Here is an 18,121-nt window from a genome sequence, read left to right as displayed (position 1 = left end):
TAACTTCGGGCGATATGATCAAAAAGGCTTTAAAAAAATTCCAATCCATCCCCTAGAATAAACAGGATTACCAAAACCGCTAAAAGTAAAACAACTATTGCTAATCTAATAAATGGTTTTGTTATTTTGAAATGGGTTCTTTTTTTCTTAACTCCGTGAACTTCTTTTCTAGGGGGAAGATTTAATACACTCATATCATGAAAACTATCAGCGTCAAAATTAGACTGATTATTCTCAGGTTGTGCTAGATCTCCTTCTATCTGCTGTTGGTTTACTTCATTCAATATAGATCTTAATTCTTCTGCTTGATCATGATGATCTTTTTTCTTCGTTTCCACACTAATCCCCCCAAATTTTATAACGGATGATTAATCCCAATAAAAAATCAATGACAAAATGCGTTGTTATCGATACCAATAAATTATTCGTAACCTCATACATATATCCAATGAATAAGCTTATCATTAAGACTGATAAGAGTAGTACCGGCTTCCTCAAGTATCGAACGTGTACTAACGCAAAAATAATACTTGCCGTCAAATATCCAAAAGTCGTTTGAATAACCCCGCGGAATAGCATTTCCTCGGAAACAGCAATAAGTAGTGTTAGAACAAATATCCTAGGAATAGAGAGGTTGGTAAAGATTCGTTTATTAATTCCGCCATCATCATAATAATTACTAGGCAGGGTGGATATTAAAACAAGATCTATAAGTACAATAATAATTCCCGGCATAATGCCGAAATAAACCATTTCATTCATGTTGAAATGGAATAAGCTTATCCAATCAGCTAAACTATCAAATAAGAAAAAGCTTAGCACAATGGAAATGAATAAAAATAACACTTGAGAATATACTACCGCTCTTCTTAATTGTTCATTTGTCAGTTGATCAGCCAGCTCAGCTTGTCTCATTTTATTCTCCTAGTAGTATACGTTTTAATTTCTTTTCCCATGATGAAATAGAAGGTTTATTTATTGTTTGCACAGGGGTGAAGCTTTGAATATTCATTCCACAATAACTACAACAAAACGTTTCAGGCTTTGTATAGCCATCCTGAAATTTTGCGTACAAATTTTTTCTAAGACATTCATTAGATTGAATCCAATTTAACATATCATATAATTTAGATTGTTTTAGTATAAATCGTTCGTCACGTATTTTTTTTACGTGTTGAAATGCTTCATCGATTTTACTTTGCTCATATTTTAAACCATTTTCTATGAACATGCCATTTTTTTCTAATTGGGAGGAAATAAACCGCCATTGAACCTCACTAATCTCCATCAAAGACTGCATTTCTTCTAATTCTTTTGGTAGGGACAGGTTCTCTTCGCGGTAAGATTTTATAATTCGGTATACCCGCATTAAGTCTTCATCTGAAGGTAATTCACTGTCTATCATTTGTTTAGGAAGAAATACATCCTGCCTACTATATAAAAGTACACTAATACTCTGCTCCCCATCTCTCCCAGCTCTACCAATCTCCTGAATATAAGATTCTATTTGACCAGGAAAATGATAATGAAAGACAAAGCGAATATTATTTTTATTTATCCCCATGCCAAATGCGCTTGTACAACAAATAATATCAATTTGATCGTTCATGAACTGTTGCTGTATCGCAATACGGTCCATTTGTTCCATACCACCATGATAAAAAGCCACTCGATGATTGGGAAGCTTTTCAGAAAGTAGAAGCGAAACACTTTCTGCTGCAGTCTTACTAGAAAAATATATAAGAGAAGGAACCTTTTTCTCCTTTAGCAGCAGGGTAATCACTTCAATCTTCTCTTCATTGTTTTGCACTTCCATAATAGAGAGTGCAATATTCGTTCTGTCCATCGGAAAAATATGCTTAACCATAGCAGGGCGATCTAATGAAGAAATAATATCTGCTTGAACCTCCCTTGTTGCTGTGGCACTTAATGCAAGGACTGGTGGTTCTCCTAAAACATGCAGAACTTGTCTTAATTTTTGATAATCCGGTCTAAATTCATGACCCCATTGGGAAATACAATGGGCTTCATCTACAACAAATAATGAGATAGTAAGTTTTTTCAAATAGAATTGTAGTTCTTTTTGCTGCAAAATTTCAGGAGAGACATAGATTAATTTGTATTGATTTAGATTTCGATATAATCTCTTCCTTTTTTCATAATCTAAAAAGCTATTAATTGCGATGGCATCTTTAAAATTTGTTGCTTTCAATTCTTTTACTTGATCCATCATCAATGAAATAAGTGGTGAAACGACAAGTGTAACACCTTCAAGAAGACGGGCTGGTAACTGGTAGCAAATGGATTTCCCCGTACCAGTTGGCAATATCCCTAATACATCATTTCCTTTCATGACATCTTCCACTATTTCCTTTTGGCCTGTTCTGAAGGCAGAGTAACCAAAGTACTGTTCTAGCTCTTTTTCTAATGACAATGTGTTAGACATGGAAATCTTCCTCCGCTAAAAGTTCCTTCAACCTAGTTAGGACTAGTCTAATTTGAAAATAATCAATGGAAGGACTACAATTTTCTTTAATGATCTTTAGCTTAAGTGTTTGATTGTTTTTTACTGCTTGCACAATTTGTGCTTGCTCCTCCTGTGAAACAAACGATTGAATGTCAAAATCTGGGTCATACAAAGCAATCTCAACAATATGATCATAAATAGTACTTAGCTTTAGATCTCTTTTTTTGGCGATGTCTTCCAGGCTAAGGTTATTCATATATAATTGATAGGTAAGATTCGCGGTATTCGTAATGAATTTATTCTCGTTTGGCTTATCAATTAATTGCAATAAAATAGGATAATTCTCTTGATTTCTATCCATAACCGTAAGGAATTTATGTGTTATTGCAATTAATATAATATTCATATCGTCATGAGAAAATTGGTATTTTGCCGCTAATTGATCGATACTCATCCCATAGTGCTGATATCCACTTAATCGGTCCACAAATATTACTGCTTCTTTATTCGATAGTTGGCTTAAAACGTGATGTAGCTCATGATACAACTTCTCCGCCACCCGCTCTTTACCGTTGTGATGATAGAATTGTTTTACCCAATATGTAACACTGGGATTATCTATTATTGGGATAAACGAATAATGATTAGCTTGTAGATTAGAGTACGTTTGAACTAATAAATAGAGTCTTTCTAAGAAGGAAATATCCTTCCCAGAAAGCATCAGCCCATTTAAATTGGTATATACAGATGAATCATAATACTCATGCAAGAGCTCTTTAGCAGCCGATGAAATCCTATAATAGTCATCTGGACCTTGCTCAATGATCCATCCTTTCTTCTTCATTTCACGAATAATGTGTATAAAATGCTGACGTGACAATGATGCATATATCCCATAATATTTTTCCAATTGAAAAATTCTGGCATCATGAACAGATTGTATCGATTTTTTTCCCGTTATGAGATGATATATTCCAAATATGGATCGATTGGTTCTAATACGATCGATACAATCTAATAAAATTCCTTCAACATACATATTTTTTTAACTCCTCATTGGACTTAGTTCTATCATATCATTTATCGTTTAGTTGAATAATACTAATTTACATTTTAAAATAGAAAAAGTACTAGATATAATTGTATCGTGAGGGGTAACCATTGATGAGAGCTAAATATACCATAGTGGATAAAGAAACGTGTATTGCCTGCGGTTCCTGCGGGGTGGCTTGTCCATTACTTTTTGATTATGATGATGAAGGTCTAGCCTTTGTTACAATAGATGACAATACGGGAAACAAGGAAATACCTGAGGAATTAGAAGACGATGTATTGGATGCTTATGAAGGTTGTCCAAGTGACTCCATTAAAATAGCAGAACATCCTTTCCATAACGATCCACTTCGATATGAGAGATAATAGACGAACACCAACAAAGTAGGTTAGTTGGTGTTCAAATGTTTTTGTATATAGTTTTGGAAAATAAATGACACCGTCGGATAGAGTAGTAGCATGATGACAGCATTACCAATTGCATGATACGTATCGAACGGTAAACCAGCTATATAATAAGCCCAAAATCCATGTCCAGTAATTTGGTAGTTGGTCAACGAAACAATGAATCCGTATAAGTATCCACTAAATACAGCCAATATTAGGATGAGATAGAAAGGAATATGTTTCATTGATTTACCTAAGATACCGCTCATAACCCCAATAAGTCCCCAGGATATGATTTGCCAAATCGTCCATAATCCAGTCCCAAGAACCATATTCGATAAAAAGGTAATTAAAAACGCCAATATAATACCAGCAACTGGCCCTAAAAAAATGCCACTTATAATAATAACTGAAGTTACGGGTTGAACATTTGGGATAGAACTTAACATAATTCGTCCAACTACAGCTAATGCTGCAAGAAAAGCTAACAGCGTTAATTTATAAATATTCAACGATCTCATTCCCAAGATTGATAATCGAAATTAACTACGTCCCCATCTTTCAGTTCCACTTCCCCTGCTCCTACCAGTGAACTTTCACCATTGATAGAAAACATCCAGGACATTGAATTTTCTTCATCATAATCTAGCCCCTCAAGAGAGGTAATAAAGCCGTCTTTATCTTCAGCGTTAAAATTTTCCTTCATCACGTCTAATAGAATATCGCCTTCGTTGATTTCTACTTCTTTTTCTTCTAAAATCTCAGCTTCTTTATCCTTAGAAAGTACAATTTTAACAGTTGCTTCCTCTTGTTGTTCACTTGTTTCAGTAGTATTAGCTTGGTTTTCGTTTGGCGTTTGATTTTGAGTTGCATTATTAGAAGACTCATCATTGCCACAAGCTGCAAGAACTACTAATGCTACAAGTACTGTAAACAGTTTTAATAATAGTGATTTCATATTTTCCCCTCCACTTTAGTAATTTTAAAAATCAGGTGAATAAAAAAAGAGCTAACCCCGTAACTAGTTAACTCCTGTGACAGTCTATCGACCATAAAAAAGCATAAAAATACTGTTTTTATGTACTAGATTGTCTCAATTGTCCTATCCTCGGGATCATTGATACAGTTGATAATGGCAGGTCTACTGGCTTGTGACTACTTACCTACTTTAAGCCCTTCCCATAGAATAATCTACAGTGGTCATTGCTTATTTCGTCATCACTTACAGTTGCGAGGACAGCTCTAGCTTTTCACTAGATTCCCTTTTAAGTAACACATACACCAATATCAAATTCTTGTATTCAATTCTACTACATATAGTACCATACAAAAGATAAATTACAAGATTAAATATCTTCTTCCTTGGGAATCATGAAGTTAAATGTTGTTCCGATATCTAATTTACTTTTCACCGTAATGGTACCTTTATGTGATTTGACGATATTTTTGGCAATAGATAACCCTAGCCCGGTACCTTTAACATGCTTATTCCGAGTTCTCGATTTATCAGCCTTATAGAATCGTTCAAACACAAATGGCAAATCTTCTTCCGGTATTCCACTACCACTGTCTTCAACAGACACCGATAATCCATTATCATCATTTGTGACCGAAACCTTCACAAAGCCACCTTCACTCGTATGGCGAATCGCATTATCAATCAAATTTGTAAATACTTGTTCAATACGATCCGGATCAAAATAAGCCTGAGCTTCTTGTATATCTTTCGCTAAACTCATTTCAATTTGATTCTCGGCAGCAATTCCTTGGAACTTACGGAATATCCGTTCAATATAAGGAGTGATATCCACCTTTTCCTTTTTCAAGGTTAAATGTCCTGCTTCCATACTAGCCATATCCAGTAATTCATTTACGAGACGACTCAAGCGTAAGGATTCTTCATAGATAATTTGTGCGAGTTCATTTTTCTCTTCTTTCGTCTCGGCAATATCATCGACTATTGCTTCACTATATCCTTGCAACATCGAAATAGGGGTTCGCAATTCATGGGATACATTCGCAATAAAGTCTTTACGCAATTTATCTAGCCTACGTTCCTCAGTCATATCGCGAATTACAGCTACTGCACCACGTATATAAGCTTGATCATATAAAGGTGTCATGATCATTACCCAGGTTCGGCCTTGTAATGTGATTTCTTCTATTACTTCCTTTTCCCCTTCAATGACTTGCTGTAACGTATCCAGCAATTCTTTTGGAAGCTTACGTGATTCGGTATCACTTTGTAGATTTTTTTCGAAATACCAGTCTTCTATAAACCGTTCCGCAGGCTGATTGGTAGCAATAATTTCCCCGCTACGGCTTAATGTAATCACACCATCTGCCATCGAATTAACAATACTAGATAATTGTTCTTTCTCCTGTCTTAACGCATTAATATGAAATTTTAACTGTCTTCCCATATGATTAAATGCCATCGCCAGTTCCCCAATTTCATCATGCGTCAAGATGGGAACCTTTGTATTAAATTCTCCTCTTGTTAAATCAAAGGCTGCCTCTCTCATTTTAATCAATGGTGATGTAATACGTGTTGATAAGAAAAAGGCAAATATCGTTGTAAGAATAATCGCGACAGCAGCAGCACCTAATATGATTTTGGTTGTTTCTGCTTTGGTACGGTCGACAATAGCTAATGATTGATATACTAGTACAACATCATCGGTGTTCGGAACAGTTTTTCCAACGAGCATAATACCAGGCTCATCTTCTGAAACTTCAATTTCATCGTTGTTGTTGTCACCATCCGCCATAATTCCAGCTACATCGGATTGCTCGATAAGCCACTCATCCCGTAAACTGGACAAATGAATATCATCGGTTTCTGAACTCCAATAATCCCCTTCTGAAAATAAAATAATCACTTTACTTGATGGGTCTTTTACTCGTTCCGTTGTTTCATAAATTAATGATTTATCCTCGTGATTTTCCACCATAACCGAAACCTTTGTCGCGGTCTGTAATAATGCTTCTTCTGCTTCTTGAATATGAAAGTTCTCAAAGAACTCTAATAAAAATATCGTTAATACAAATAATACAAAAGAAACTAGCAATAATATAGTTACTGCTAGTTTCCCCACTACACTACGCCAAAACATTATTCATCATCTACCTCGAATTTGTATCCAACTCCCCAAACCGTAACAATCATCTTTGCAGCTTTTTTGGATACTGTATTTAATTTCTCACGAAGACGTTTTACATGGGTATCGACAGTTCGTAGGTCACCAAAGAATTCATATTGCCAAACATCCTTTAACAGCTGCTCACGGTTAAATACCTTATCTGGTGATTTAGCTAGATAGCATAGTAATTCATACTCTTTCGGTGTCAGTGCAACTTCTTGTCCATCAGCTGTAACACGATGGGCATCATGATCAATGGTTAAATGTGGAAATACTAATAAATCTTTTGTTGATGCATTCATTTCCTGATTTCCACCTGAACCGGTACGACGTAGTAATGCTTTCACCCGAAGTACTACTTCCCTAGGACTGAAAGGCTTCACAATATAATCATCGGTACCTACTTCAAATCCCTGTACGCGATTGGCTTCTTCACCCTTTGCCGTTAACATAATAACAGGTGTATTCTTTTCTTTTCTTAATTCTTGGCAAACTTCAATTCCATCCATCTCCGGCATCATAATATCTAATAGGATCACATCATAATCATTTTCTAGTGCCAAGCTTAATCCTTCTGGGCCATTTTCCGCTTCTTCTACAATTAAATCTTCCCGTTCCAAATACATACGAATTAGGCGGCGGATTCTTTCTTCATCATCAACCACAAGTACTCTAGTACTATTATTCATGGAATGCTCCCCCTTACATACTATCTACCAACAGTATAAACCAAGCACATATAAATGTATAAGAAAACATGACATTTGTACGAAAAATGTCATGTTTTCAAGTTGATTTATGCGTATGAGTGTAAACCTGCTAAAACAAGATTTACAACGATTAAGTTAAACATGATAATGCCAAATCCAATAACAGCTAACCATGCTGATTTTTCCCCGTGCCAACCACGAGAAAGTCTTAAATGTAAGTAAGCTGCATAGAAGAACCAGGTCACTAAGGCCCATACTTCTTTTGGATCCCAGCCCCAGAATCGTCCCCATGCAATCTCAGCCCAGATAGATGCGAAAATCAAACCACCTAATGTAAACACTGGGAAGCCAATAGCAACAGAACGATAATTTATTTCATCTACTAAGTCTGGTTTAACATTCTTCAGAAGTGGTTGAAGCAATGCACCAACACGTTTTCTAAATATTAAGCGCACTAATCCATAAAGAAGCGTACCTGCAATAAAGGACCATATTACCGTGTTAAACTTACTGCCTGCATCCGCACCGTGCATCCATTCAGGCGTCTCAAATAATGGATTCATCACACCTTCTGTAATCAGTACACCTTCATTAGGTGCTGCAATTGCTGGTAACGTATATTCCGTAGTGACGGTTTTTCCATTTAAAGGATATTCGAATGTTGCACTATAATGCATTGCATTAAACACAGACGAAACCACAATAAAACCAATTACTAAAAAGATAGTATAAAGCACTACCTCAAGTGATATAGTACGACCGGAACGCTTACTTTGGTCAATTCCATGAATTAAATAGATAAGCCCGGCAACAAAGCTAATAAATAAAATCCCTTGTCCTAAGGCGACTGTCGTGACATGGATATGCAACCAGTGACTTTGTAATGATGGAACAAGTGGTGCAATTTCTGTAGGGAACATACTTGCGTAAGCAATGAATATTAACGCTATTGGTAAAGCAAATAAGCCTAAAATACTCAATTTGTACATAAAATAAATGATAATAAACGCTAACACTAGGCACATTCCTAAGAAAGTGACAAACTCAAACATATTACTTACCGGAGCATGACCAGACGCCATCCATCTCGTAATAAAATAGACTAGCTGTGCTAGAAAGCCTAAAATCGTTAATGAAATTGCAAGCTTTCCAGCAAATCCCTGCTTTTTGTGATCAACATGTTTATCACGAATGGTTGCCCCAAAAAATAACGTTGCAACTAAGTACAAAATAAATGCTATAAATAGCATTGTACTGCTCGTATTTAATAAACTCTCCATGAGTTTCCTCCTTGTACCTATTAATCTTCTTTTTGATCATCCACCATTTGAATAGAGGTACCGTCAATTGCTTTTTCAATATCTTTTTTCAGTCCAAACCAGTTCTTATTCGTATGGGCCGCTAATAGTATGCCATTTTGTTTAGGGTGAATCCATACTCGGCGATGCTGCCAGTACATGCCTTGAATAACCCCAATCATAAAGATGAGCGCACCAATTATAAATAAAGGAATCGTATTGTCTCGCTTAACACTTATACCACTCTTACGATCAAAATCAATTGCATCAATGATGATGCGGTATTGATTTTCCCCAGTTGGATCAACAGTAGGTGCAAAAGTTCCGACTACATGTCCCATAGGCTCGAGATCAACTACTTTAGGGTCTATTCCAAGTTCTTCTACAGCCCCAATAACATCCCCTATAAAACTAGTCTCTGCTTCTTCACTTTCAGGTGGATATAAATTAAAGACAAATGCTGGGTTATTCGTTTCATTCGTTTCAGACTTAACACCATCACTGGTTAACTTAAAATCAGGATAAAATTCAGCTACTTCAACCGTAAAACCATTATCTAGTTCATAGTGGCTTTGTGGATGATACAAGTCAATAGTAAACTCACCTAACGCTTCTGCATCCGGATCGTTCATTTCATAGATTTTAAAGGTCATCTTTGAAAAAGCATTCAATTGATAGCCCTGTTGATAAAGTGTATAACCGCCAACCTTAGCTGGATTATTCATCGTAATGTTATAATCTTCTACTTTAACAAGCTCTTCCTCAGCACCTAATACTTCTGCTTCTTCCGCACGATAAACGGTTGCATTTGTTTGGAAATTACTAGGGATAATTCTCCCTTCTTGTTGAAGAGCATCTTTAAATCGTTCATCATTTTCATCATATGTATCCAGGATAAACTCCTGATTCTCGATGTAATATTCACTATCCGTACCTGGGATTACAACGGTTTCACCTTCACGGACCCACATATAATCCGATAGATAGAAAAAGGGGGTTGTCCGAAGTAGTGCAGCAACTAATATAATAATAAGACCGATATGATTGACATAGGGACCCCATCTAGAAAATCTACCTTTTTCAGCTACAATATGGCCATCTTCTTCCTTAATACGATAATGTTGCTTTTGTAACCGTTCTTTCACCATGTTTACGTCTTCATTTGACACTGTTTCTGTTTGACTATAAAAGCGTTGTCTACTTATAAATGATTCATGTCGCTTTGCTCGTTGTCTCTTAAGTGCTCGATACAACGGAACAAATCTGTCAATACTACAAATTACTAAAGACACACCAATCAAAGCGATTAAAATTAAATACCACCAAGAGCTATATAAGTTATGAAATCCTAGTTGATAATAAATCTGCCCAAATATGCCGTACGTTTCGGGATAAAAAACTGCTGGATCCCGAGACACTGCATCAGCAGGAATATATTGTTCCAGAGGAAAAATTGTACCAATTCCAGATGCTATTAATGCCAAAACAATTAGCCAAACAGCAACTTTTACCGAGGAGAAGAAGTTCCAAATTTTATCAATTATTGTTTTGTTATATGTAGTAGATCGTCTTGCACTTCCCTCATAGCGCATATTCAGCAATTTTCGCTTATCATTACCATCAATATGCTGGTTCGCCTGAACAGGCTTACCACAGGCCTCACAAAGGACTGTTCCCTCTGGATTTACATGTCCACATTCACACTTAATATGATTCATAGATATCCCTCTTTTGTCTTATGATTCAGAAGGTTGAATTTGCTTTAAATACCCCTCTAATCGTTCAAGCGTAAGGGCACCCTCCACAACATCAACTATCTCACCCTCAGGACTAATAAAAAATGTACTAGGAATTGGACCTATTTTGTAAAGATCTCGTACCTGTCCTTTCGTGTCATGAGGTATAGGGAAAGTCAGGTTATGCTTCTCAGCAAATTTGTCTATTACAAATTCCGTTGCATCTAGACTAACCGCTATAATTTCTACTCCCTTTTCTTTGTATTCTGGATATAATGATTGCATATATGGCATCTCTGCTTCACAAGGCGCACACCACGTACCCCAGAAATTCAGCATAACCCCTTTGCCCTCATAATCACTTAGACGAACTGTTTCCACTTCATTATGATCATTGACTTGTTTTAATTGAAAATCAGGGGCTTTATCGCCAGCTCTATAAACCGTCCTGTCAGCTGTAATATTGGTCACGAGTGCATAGACTACCGCCAATAGGAGTAAAGCTAAAATGACAGAACGAAATATTAATCTATTTCTTCGCTTATTTTTTTTCTTCAATTTTGCTTGCTCAATACTCATAGTCAACACTCCCCGACCAATTATACCATTATTTGGACAATGAAATTATGTCTAATCTTCAACAATTTGTGTGGCTAGGTTAACCATTTGCTTTACTTCTTTAGGAGTTAATTTCCGGTACTCTCCTACACTTAACCCATCAAGAGTCAGTAACCCGTATTGTTCACGTTTCAGCTTCATAACAGGGTACCCTAATTGCTCCATCATACGACGGACATGTCGGTTTTTTCCTTCGCGTAACGTCAATTCCAGAATCATCGTATTTTTCTTCTTATCGGTAGACAAAATCCGGTAACGTATTGCTTTAAGTATTTCTCCTTTATCCCGTACACCCTTTCTTAGTCTACCTAGCTCTATTTTTGATGGAATCCCTTTAATTTTAGCAACATATACTTTCTCAACACCATGCTTTGGATGCATGACAAGATTGGCAAATTCCCCATCATTCGTTAAAAGAAGAATCCCCGATGTATCATAATCTAATCTACCGACCGGATAAATCCTTTCTTCAATCTCCGGGAAAAAGTCGGTTACAACCTTTCTACCTTTTTCATCCTTTACACTAGAAATAACACCTCTAGGTTTATAAAAAAGATAATAAACTGGAACTTCTTTCTCAAGTTGAACACCGTTTACTTCGATTTTGTCATCAGGACTCACCTTTGTACCTAGCTCTGTTATGACTTTATTATTCACCTTCACTTTTCCTTCTATAATTAGTTGCTCTGCTTTTCTTCTAGAGGTTACACCACTTTGTGCAATCACTTTTTGTAAACGTTCATATGTATTTGACATTTCATCACCAATTTCTATTCTTTTTTTAACATAATAATAGCGTTAACCATATGTTAACGCTATATAAATGATTTTATCCATAATGTGCATGATTAGAAAATCATCCAAACACCAAGGTAACAATAACAATCGCTGCTATTATACCAATTATATCGGCTAAAAGTCCAACTTTTAGGGCATAGCTCATCTTACGAATACCTACAGCACCAAAGTATACAGTTAGAATATATAAGGTTGTATCCGTGCTTCCCTGCATAGTAGATGCTAGTCTTCCTATAAAGGAGTCTGGACCATGTGTTGCAATTAATTCAGTTGTAACCCCAAGAGCTGCAGAGCCGGAGATTGGTTTAACTAATGCAAGTGGTACAATCTCTGGGGGCACACCAAAAAATAATAAAATCGGTGAAATCAAACCGATAATAGCATCTAAAGCACCCGAGCTTCTAAAGATAGCGATTGCTACAATCATCCCTACTAAAAAAGGAAGTAAAGAAAAGGCCATCTTAACCCCTTCTTTCCCTCCCTCGACGAACAACTCATAGGATGGTACCTTTTTCCAGGTAGCAACCAGCAAGACGAGCATAATAAATAACGGGATAATCCATATACTTACCTGTGAAATAAATACCATATCATTTCTTCCTCCAAGTACTTCTATAATAAAATAGCCGATCAATCATAATAGCACTAGTAGTAGAGATTAAGGTTGCTAGTATCGTTGTCCCTACAATTTCCGTTGGGGAAATAGAATCATATTGCATTCTAATAGCAATAACGGTTGTAGGAATAAGTGTTAAGCTGGAAGTATTAATCGCTAAGAACGTTATCATCGATCTAGACGCCTCATCCGAACCACTTATTTTTTTCATCTCTTCCATTGCTTTGATTCCCATAGGTGTAGCAGCATTACCAAGCCCGAATATATTAGCGGTCACATTGGAAAGTATGTAGCCTATTGCTGGATGATCCTTTGGAATCTCTGGAAAAAGCCTCACCACTATTGGTCTAAATAACTTTGCTAGTCCTTTCAAGATTCCTGCCTCTTCAGCAATCTTCATAATACCTAGCCAAAATACTAGTACACTAATTAGACCGATTGATAACGTAACGGCTTCATTTGCACTTTCAAAAACGGCTTTATTAACTTCATCCATCGTTCCGTTAAACATAGCATATAGAATGCCTATAATTGCTAAGAAAGCCCAGATTAAATTTACCATGTTATCCCATCCTAAATACTTGCTTAACTATCGAAATTACATTGGCAAAAAAGCTATTTTCATCATCTGGTTTTCCCTCTTTAAAAATAGCAACCTCTAATATTGGTTCATCATGTAAGGAGAATAATTGCTTCCCTACAATTTGTTCTGTGCCAAGTTCTTTCTCAAAAGGCAACCATTCCGAACTTACCGCTTCCCTTTCCCCTTCTTTTAAAGGAAATAATGTATCATCATGAATATGGCCTTCGATCCTTTTTTTAGGTCCTATTTGAAGATCAATCATTCCTTTATCCCCGATAGATTCCATTTTATAGTTCTCATACCCCCATTCAAACATGTTGATATGATCTCGCCAATCATCTGGAGCGTTTAACGTAACAGCAATTAAGTCCATTCCATCCTTCGATGCAGTGGATACTAATGTTCTACCTGTTTGTTTCGTAAAGCCTGTCTTTCCACCGGTACAATATTTATAGAAAACGGTTAATAATTTATTTTTATTTTTCCAGCTATATTCTCTATTATCGGACTTATAAAATTTAGCACCAGTTATTTCTTGGAATGTTTCATTCTCCATGGCATACCGCATTAGTAATGCCATGTCATAAGCAGAAGAATAATGGGTTTCAGAATCCAGTCCATGTGGATTATCGAAATGCGTATTTGTCATTCCTAGCCACTGGGCTTTTTCATTCATAAGATAAACAAAGCCTTCTTCACTACCACCAACATGCTCAGCAATTGTAACCGCAGCATCATTCCCAGACCGTAACATTAATCCATATACTAAATCCTCCAATTTCATTTTCTCGCCTTCCTTTAAGTAAATGGAGGATCCTTCCGTATAAACTGCTTTTTTACTGGCTTTTGCCATTTCATTCATTTTTCCTGATTCAATGGCAATTATTGCTGTCATGATTTTCGTTATACTGGCGATATTTTGTTTTTCATGTGCTTTCTTTTCAAACAATATTCGGCCGGTCGACTGTTCAATTAAGACGGCATTATTCGCAGACACACCCGGCTCAGCATGTCCAATAATCGGAAATGAAAATGTAAAGAGAATGATCGTTAACACTATCATTGCAATAAAACGCATAGTTTGTCCCCCCAGAATCATGTCTATACATTTTATGCGAAAGCTGCTTTGATATGATTAAAAATGTACAACCTCTGAGCATAATTTCTAACCATACTAAATATAGAAGGAGTTAGTCTTAGTCTTCACTTAAGGTAAAAGATAAAAAACCTGAACAAATTCTTTGAATTCGAATCTGTTCAGGTTTTTTACATGAGGTATTTACTTTCTGGAGCTAAGATTGTGGAATTGTTCACCTTATGTTCAAGTTTTACTACATTCTAATTATTATTGGCTTCTTCTAAATCATTAAATCGATCAAAGAATAAATCTGCCTCATCCTCGAATTCCTCCGGATCAAAGTTGTCTGGTAATGGTGGCAGCTCTTCTAATGAGGTTAATCCGAAGTAGGTTAGAAAATCTTTACTCGTACCAAATAAGGTGGGTCTACCGATTCCCTCTTTTCTACCTACCTCTTCAATTAACGATCTTGCTAGTAAGGTTTGAACGGGACGATCACTTTTCACCCCACGGATCTCATCAATTTCTGACCGCGTAATTGGTTGGCGATAGGCGATAATCGCAAGTGTTTCTAAAGCAGCCTGAGACATTCTACTAGATTGAGGAGCTTCTACCAATCTTTTGTAATACTCACTATGCTCTGGTTTTGTCGTTAAATGGAACACATGATGTGATTCCATTATCATAATACCTCTGCTCGCATGTTCATAATCATATTTTAACTCTTCGATTAAGTGTTCTACAGCTTTTTCGGAGATTTGCATAATCTTAGCTAATTCTTTTATCGTAATTCCTTCATCTCCACATGCAAATAGTAACCCTTCTAGAATTGCTTTTACATTTTTCATCTTATATTTCATCCCCTGCATAGTATACATATAATGGTTCAAAATGCTGTGTTTGATTACACGTTACTTGATTAATTTTCATTAATTCTAACAAGGCCATAAACGTAACAACTATATGGGATTTGGTACGCACAGTAAATAATTCATCAAACGTAATTCCACTTTTTGCTTTCTTCTTTACTATATCCAATACTTCTTCCATCCGTTGTTCAATCGGTATTTCTGCCTTTTGAATACGTGTATCTAGTGGCTCTTTCCACTTCTTTCTTTCTAGCATTCTACCTAATGCACCTAGCATATCATAAATCGATATTTCCCCTTGAACGATTGTTTTCTCGATATTTAAATTGTCGAATATAACGGGAGGTCGCGTATAGGTTTGATGTGCTTCTAGTTCCTTTTCTTTGAACGTTTCCGCAGCCTCTTTGTACTTTCTATATTCGATTAATCGTTGCATTAATTCTTCTCTAGGGTCTTCCATATACTCTTCATCCGTCTCTTCAATCTCGGGTTTAGGAAGAAGCATTTGGCTCTTAATTGCTAGAAGCGTTGCTGCCATTACTAAATATTCGCTTGCAATATTTAGCTCTAAATGCTGCATCGTATGTATGTAATTCATATACTGTTCCGTGATTTGGGCAACTGGAATGTCATAAATATCGATCTCGTATTGATTAATTAAATGTAGCAGTAAATCAAGCGGACCTTCAAATGTATCTAATTTCACCTGATAAGCTTGATTCATAAATGTCGCCCTTTCTAAATTTAGTTCCAAGACATTAAGATTTATTTTGCTAAAACTCGTTTCAAATGCCTATACACAGGATTGGGTATCTACATAAGTTATTAACGTAAGATAAATGTTACCCAAAAAACATTTATTCATGATTAAAAAAAGGAGGAATTTTAAATGGGTGCAGGATACAATTATGGCGGAGGCTTTGCTTTAATCGTAGTATTATTCATTCTTTTAATTATTGTTGGTGCTGCTTGGTTCTAAGATAAGCTACGATTAGCTTCGTCAACATTAACTAATACTCCTAACAAAAATCAGCCCTATACATGTGTAGGGCTGGTTTTTTTAGAAAAACTCACATTTACTTTGTCGAATATACCTGCTATTCTTACGTAGGCTAAAAGCAATATCCTACTTCCCGTTCTATCAGAAAAACATTATATTCTATAAGTGTTCCCTAGTTATTAGGGTTCTCCTCTTGCTCCATACAATGATCGTAATATACACGTATTTGATCTACTGAACTTACTTGGTGTGAGGAACCATACAGCTTCCTTGCTTCCTGAATCATCTTTTTACCAATACCAACATTTCTGTGTGAAGGATTTACGGAAATATGTTGAATAATTGCTTGTTCACCGTCAACTCGTAATCCGATTGCACCGACAATATCGTCATCTTCTTTCCAAAGATAAAGATGCCAATCTGGATTGGTCTCATACTCTTTTATTGTTTGTTGCAACTTCTTTACATCTTTTTCTTCAGGCATAAAAGACAATAAACCCATTGCAATCTTTTCCGAATTTTTTTTATAGCGATTTAACATAGATACCCCTCACTATGTAATATAACATGTAATCTAATTTCTTTAATTAATTTGGAGTTCGTTATATATATTGACCTATTAATCTATATTTGTCAATTATTGTTCTAAAATACAAATATATACCAATAAGCAAATCCCCAGATAATACCCAGCACAAGTAACACCACAAATAGAAGGATATTTTTCTTGCGTTGATTCAAATAACTCATCCCTTATCATTATTGACAATTTTTACTAGCTACTATACATTTTTTTGAAATATGGCCCTCACCATGATCAAACCGTCTGATTCTTGTTTCCCCACTTTATATGGAATAACGTTCATCACAAACAACCAACCATTATATAGCATAAATATGAGTAAATATGTATTTGGTACGCTTTGATAAAGGAGGTAACAGATGAATACAATTATTGCATTGAGTAGTGGCCCCAATAACGTAATGTAAAAAACTTCAACGTTGCTATACGGTTTTACTCGTTTACTTCCTGTGTATCCGGAACTAAAAAACAGTCTACCTATCTGCAACTCCATATTAAAAAACACCAATCTAAAGAGCTTTTTTCCTCTACCAATTACCAGCGTAATCTCATCTGCTTTTGCAAGCTTGGCACCTAACAGATGTCCAATCTCATGGACAAGATTACTGAGTGGTGCCACCACCAAAATAAGGAAAATCAACAATAAAGCTGTATTCATCTATACCGTCCTAAAATGTTTTATTCAGAAAAAACTTTAACTTCTTTCATTACATCGCCATTACGCATCGCCTTCGCATGTTCAATACCAGATGTAACTTTACCAAAAACCGTATGCACACCATTAAGATGTGGTTGTGGTTCATGTACAATAAAGAATTGAGAACTTCCTGTGTCTCTTCCAGCATGTGCCATAGAAAGTGAGCCTTCTTCATGCTTATGTGGGTTATTATCTGTTTCACATTTAATCGTATATCCAGCGCCACCAGTACCGTTACCGATAGGGCATCCACCTTGGCTTACAAAGCCTGGGATTACACGGTGAAATGTTAATCCATCATAGAAGTTTTCATTTGCTAATTTTTCAAAGTTAGCTACTGTTCCTGGTGCTTCATTTGGGTATAATTCAAATTCAATTTTATTTCCATTTTCCATTAAAATATAGCCTTTTTTAGCCATCTATTCCATCTCCATTCATTTCAAAAACTATTATTACTTCATCATAATACCATTTCTATACGTTAA

The 18,121-nt window shown here is 36.0% G+C and carries 22 protein-coding genes and 1 riboswitch; of the genes, 2 read left to right on the top strand and 20 right to left on the bottom strand.

Going from position 1 to position 18,121, the window contains the following annotated elements; all coding sequences use genetic code 11:
* Positions 1 to 29: 29 nt before the first annotated feature.
* From AAIB49_RS01975 to AAIB49_RS01960, 4 genes are read right to left on the bottom strand one after another with little or no spacing between them, the layout of a single operon-like run.
* Positions 30 to 338 carry a hypothetical protein gene (locus tag AAIB49_RS01975; protein ID WP_339214829.1) on the bottom strand — a complete coding sequence of 103 codons (309 nt, stop codon included), beginning with the start codon at positions 336 to 338 and terminating at the stop codon, positions 30 to 32.
* A 1-nt stretch (position 339) separates the two neighbouring features.
* Positions 340 to 915: a CPBP family intramembrane glutamic endopeptidase gene (locus AAIB49_RS01970; protein ID WP_343457039.1), complete on the bottom strand. Its 576-nt coding sequence runs from the start codon at positions 913 to 915 to the stop codon at positions 340 to 342.
* 1 nt (position 916) lies between these two features.
* Entirely contained in the window at positions 917 to 2,446 is a 1,530-nt protein-coding gene (locus tag AAIB49_RS01965; RefSeq protein WP_343457038.1) for a RecQ family ATP-dependent DNA helicase, read from the bottom strand.
* Complete coding sequence (locus tag AAIB49_RS01960; RefSeq protein ID WP_343457037.1) at positions 2,439 to 3,506, bottom strand: YpbB family protein; 1,068 nt, start codon at positions 3,504 to 3,506, stop codon at positions 2,439 to 2,441. Before AAIB49_RS01960 ends, AAIB49_RS01965 begins: the two co-directional genes overlap by 8 nt.
* Positions 3,507 to 3,631: 125 nt before the next feature.
* Between AAIB49_RS01960 and AAIB49_RS01955 the strand changes: the two genes are divergently transcribed.
* Positions 3,632 to 3,886 carry a ferredoxin gene (locus AAIB49_RS01955; protein ID WP_343457035.1) on the top strand — a complete coding sequence of 85 codons (255 nt, stop codon included), beginning with the start codon at positions 3,632 to 3,634 and terminating at the stop codon, positions 3,884 to 3,886.
* A 23-nt stretch (positions 3,887 to 3,909) separates the two neighbouring features.
* On the opposite strand, the gene AAIB49_RS01950 is transcribed toward AAIB49_RS01955, so the two are convergent.
* The 13 genes from AAIB49_RS01950 to AAIB49_RS01890 form a co-directional block, all read right to left on the bottom strand.
* Positions 3,910 to 4,428, bottom strand: coding sequence for an ECF transporter S component (locus AAIB49_RS01950; protein ID WP_343457034.1), 519 nt, complete (start codon positions 4,426 to 4,428; stop codon positions 3,910 to 3,912).
* Positions 4,425 to 4,865, bottom strand: coding sequence for a DUF4430 domain-containing protein (locus AAIB49_RS01945; protein ID WP_343457033.1), 441 nt, complete (start codon positions 4,863 to 4,865; stop codon positions 4,425 to 4,427). The genes AAIB49_RS01950 and AAIB49_RS01945 overlap by 4 nt, the downstream gene beginning before the upstream one ends.
* Before the next feature lie 159 nt (positions 4,866 to 5,024).
* A riboswitch (cobalamin riboswitch) is annotated at positions 5,025 to 5,208 on the bottom strand.
* Between the two features lie 45 nt (positions 5,209 to 5,253).
* A complete protein-coding gene (locus tag AAIB49_RS01940; RefSeq protein WP_343457032.1) occupies positions 5,254 to 7,023 on the bottom strand; it encodes an ATP-binding protein in 1,770 nt (589 codons plus the stop codon).
* Positions 7,023 to 7,739, bottom strand: coding sequence for a response regulator transcription factor (locus tag AAIB49_RS01935; protein ID WP_186869815.1), 717 nt, complete (start codon positions 7,737 to 7,739; stop codon positions 7,023 to 7,025). Before AAIB49_RS01935 ends, AAIB49_RS01940 begins: the two co-directional genes overlap by 1 nt.
* Before the next feature lie 107 nt (positions 7,740 to 7,846).
* On the bottom strand, positions 7,847 to 9,040 hold the full coding sequence (gene ccsB, locus AAIB49_RS01930) for a c-type cytochrome biogenesis protein CcsB (protein ID WP_343457031.1): 1,194 nt from the start codon (positions 9,038 to 9,040) through the stop codon (positions 7,847 to 7,849).
* Positions 9,041 to 9,060: 20 nt separating this feature from the next.
* On the bottom strand, positions 9,061 to 10,776 hold the full coding sequence (gene resB, locus AAIB49_RS01925; RefSeq protein ID WP_343457030.1) for a cytochrome c biogenesis protein ResB: 1,716 nt from the start codon (positions 10,774 to 10,776) through the stop codon (positions 9,061 to 9,063).
* Positions 10,777 to 10,794: 18 nt separating this feature from the next.
* Positions 10,795 to 11,373: a thiol-disulfide oxidoreductase ResA gene (gene resA, locus AAIB49_RS01920; RefSeq protein WP_186869818.1), complete on the bottom strand. Its 579-nt coding sequence runs from the start codon at positions 11,371 to 11,373 to the stop codon at positions 10,795 to 10,797.
* Positions 11,374 to 11,424: 51 nt separating this feature from the next.
* Complete coding sequence (locus AAIB49_RS01915; RefSeq protein WP_186869819.1) at positions 11,425 to 12,168, bottom strand: pseudouridine synthase; 744 nt, start codon at positions 12,166 to 12,168, stop codon at positions 11,425 to 11,427.
* A gap of 100 nt (positions 12,169 to 12,268) precedes the next feature.
* Complete coding sequence (locus AAIB49_RS01910) at positions 12,269 to 12,799, bottom strand: spore maturation protein (protein WP_343457029.1); 531 nt, start codon at positions 12,797 to 12,799, stop codon at positions 12,269 to 12,271.
* Between the two features lies 1 nt (position 12,800).
* Positions 12,801 to 13,388, bottom strand: coding sequence for a nucleoside recognition domain-containing protein (locus AAIB49_RS01905; RefSeq protein WP_186869821.1), 588 nt, complete (start codon positions 13,386 to 13,388; stop codon positions 12,801 to 12,803).
* Position 13,389: 1 nt separating this feature from the next.
* Entirely contained in the window at positions 13,390 to 14,487 is a 1,098-nt protein-coding gene (locus tag AAIB49_RS01900) for a D-alanyl-D-alanine carboxypeptidase family protein (RefSeq protein ID WP_343457028.1), read from the bottom strand.
* A gap of 260 nt (positions 14,488 to 14,747) precedes the next feature.
* Positions 14,748 to 15,335, bottom strand: coding sequence for an SMC-Scp complex subunit ScpB (gene scpB, locus AAIB49_RS01895; protein WP_343457027.1), 588 nt, complete (start codon positions 15,333 to 15,335; stop codon positions 14,748 to 14,750).
* A 1-nt stretch (position 15,336) separates the two neighbouring features.
* A complete protein-coding gene (locus AAIB49_RS01890; protein WP_343457026.1) occupies positions 15,337 to 16,080 on the bottom strand; it encodes a segregation/condensation protein A in 744 nt (247 codons plus the stop codon).
* 165 nt (positions 16,081 to 16,245) lie between these two features.
* Here AAIB49_RS01890 and AAIB49_RS01885 point away from each other — a divergent pair, with 165 nt between their 5' ends.
* Complete coding sequence (locus AAIB49_RS01885) at positions 16,246 to 16,335, top strand: YjcZ family sporulation protein (RefSeq protein WP_047980004.1); 90 nt, start codon at positions 16,246 to 16,248, stop codon at positions 16,333 to 16,335.
* A 193-nt stretch (positions 16,336 to 16,528) separates the two neighbouring features.
* On the opposite strand, the gene AAIB49_RS01880 is transcribed toward AAIB49_RS01885, so the two are convergent.
* From AAIB49_RS01880 to AAIB49_RS01870, 3 genes are all read right to left on the bottom strand, one after another.
* Complete coding sequence (locus AAIB49_RS01880) at positions 16,529 to 16,897, bottom strand: GNAT family N-acetyltransferase (RefSeq protein ID WP_186869825.1); 369 nt, start codon at positions 16,895 to 16,897, stop codon at positions 16,529 to 16,531.
* Between the two features lie 241 nt (positions 16,898 to 17,138).
* Positions 17,139 to 17,597, bottom strand: coding sequence for a site-2 protease family protein (locus tag AAIB49_RS01875; protein WP_343457025.1), 459 nt, complete (start codon positions 17,595 to 17,597; stop codon positions 17,139 to 17,141).
* A gap of 20 nt (positions 17,598 to 17,617) precedes the next feature.
* Positions 17,618 to 18,055, bottom strand: coding sequence for a peptidylprolyl isomerase (locus tag AAIB49_RS01870; protein WP_343457024.1), 438 nt, complete (start codon positions 18,053 to 18,055; stop codon positions 17,618 to 17,620).
* Positions 18,056 to 18,121: the final 66 nt, after the last annotated feature.

This window comes from Ornithinibacillus proteolyticus (assembly GCF_039581225.1).
GTDB classification, from domain to species: Bacteria; Bacillota; Bacilli; order Bacillales; family Amphibacillaceae; genus Ornithinibacillus; species Ornithinibacillus massiliensis.
Note: the sequence above shows the minus strand (reverse complement) of the source record. Positions and strands in the feature narration are given on the sequence as shown.

What these genes read in the sequence shown, in the direction of transcription:
- AAIB49_RS01970 (WP_343457039.1), bottom strand. Translation starts at nt 915, where the DNA reads ATGAGACAAGCTGAGCTGGCTGATCAACTGACAAATGAACAATTAAGA.
- AAIB49_RS01965 (WP_343457038.1), bottom strand. Translation starts at nt 2,446, where the DNA reads ATGTCTAACACATTGTCATTAGAAAAAGAGCTAGAACAGTACTTTGGT.
- AAIB49_RS01960 (WP_343457037.1), bottom strand. Translation starts at nt 3,506, where the DNA reads ATGTATGTTGAAGGAATTTTATTAGATTGTATCGATCGTATTAGAACC.
- AAIB49_RS01955 (WP_343457035.1), top strand. Translation starts at nt 3,632, where the DNA reads ATGAGAGCTAAATATACCATAGTGGATAAAGAAACGTGTATTGCCTGC.
- AAIB49_RS01950 (WP_343457034.1), bottom strand. Translation starts at nt 4,428, where the DNA reads ATGAGATCGTTGAATATTTATAAATTAACGCTGTTAGCTTTTCTTGCA.
- AAIB49_RS01945 (WP_343457033.1), bottom strand. Translation starts at nt 4,865, where the DNA reads ATGAAATCACTATTATTAAAACTGTTTACAGTACTTGTAGCATTAGTA.
- AAIB49_RS01940 (WP_343457032.1), bottom strand. Translation starts at nt 7,023, where the DNA reads ATGTTTTGGCGTAGTGTAGTGGGGAAACTAGCAGTAACTATATTATTG.
- AAIB49_RS01935 (WP_186869815.1), bottom strand. Translation starts at nt 7,739, where the DNA reads ATGAATAATAGTACTAGAGTACTTGTGGTTGATGATGAAGAAAGAATC.
- ccsB (WP_343457031.1), bottom strand. Translation starts at nt 9,040, where the DNA reads ATGGAGAGTTTATTAAATACGAGCAGTACAATGCTATTTATAGCATTT.
- resB (WP_343457030.1), bottom strand. Translation starts at nt 10,776, where the DNA reads ATGAATCATATTAAGTGTGAATGTGGACATGTAAATCCAGAGGGAACA.
- resA (WP_186869818.1), bottom strand. Translation starts at nt 11,373, where the DNA reads ATGAGTATTGAGCAAGCAAAATTGAAGAAAAAAAATAAGCGAAGAAAT.
- AAIB49_RS01915 (WP_186869819.1), bottom strand. Translation starts at nt 12,168, where the DNA reads ATGTCAAATACATATGAACGTTTACAAAAAGTGATTGCACAAAGTGGT.
- AAIB49_RS01910 (WP_343457029.1), bottom strand. Translation starts at nt 12,799, where the DNA reads ATGGTATTTATTTCACAGGTAAGTATATGGATTATCCCGTTATTTATT.
- AAIB49_RS01905 (WP_186869821.1), bottom strand. Translation starts at nt 13,388, where the DNA reads ATGGTAAATTTAATCTGGGCTTTCTTAGCAATTATAGGCATTCTATAT.
- AAIB49_RS01900 (WP_343457028.1), bottom strand. Translation starts at nt 14,487, where the DNA reads ATGCGTTTTATTGCAATGATAGTGTTAACGATCATTCTCTTTACATTT.
- scpB (WP_343457027.1), bottom strand. Translation starts at nt 15,335, where the DNA reads ATGAAAAATGTAAAAGCAATTCTAGAAGGGTTACTATTTGCATGTGGA.
- AAIB49_RS01890 (WP_343457026.1), bottom strand. Translation starts at nt 16,080, where the DNA reads ATGAATCAAGCTTATCAGGTGAAATTAGATACATTTGAAGGTCCGCTT.
- AAIB49_RS01885 (WP_047980004.1), top strand. Translation starts at nt 16,246, where the DNA reads ATGGGTGCAGGATACAATTATGGCGGAGGCTTTGCTTTAATCGTAGTA.
- AAIB49_RS01880 (WP_186869825.1), bottom strand. Translation starts at nt 16,897, where the DNA reads ATGTTAAATCGCTATAAAAAAAATTCGGAAAAGATTGCAATGGGTTTA.
- AAIB49_RS01875 (WP_343457025.1), bottom strand. Translation starts at nt 17,597, where the DNA reads ATGAATACAGCTTTATTGTTGATTTTCCTTATTTTGGTGGTGGCACCA.
- AAIB49_RS01870 (WP_343457024.1), bottom strand. Translation starts at nt 18,055, where the DNA reads ATGGCTAAAAAAGGCTATATTTTAATGGAAAATGGAAATAAAATTGAA.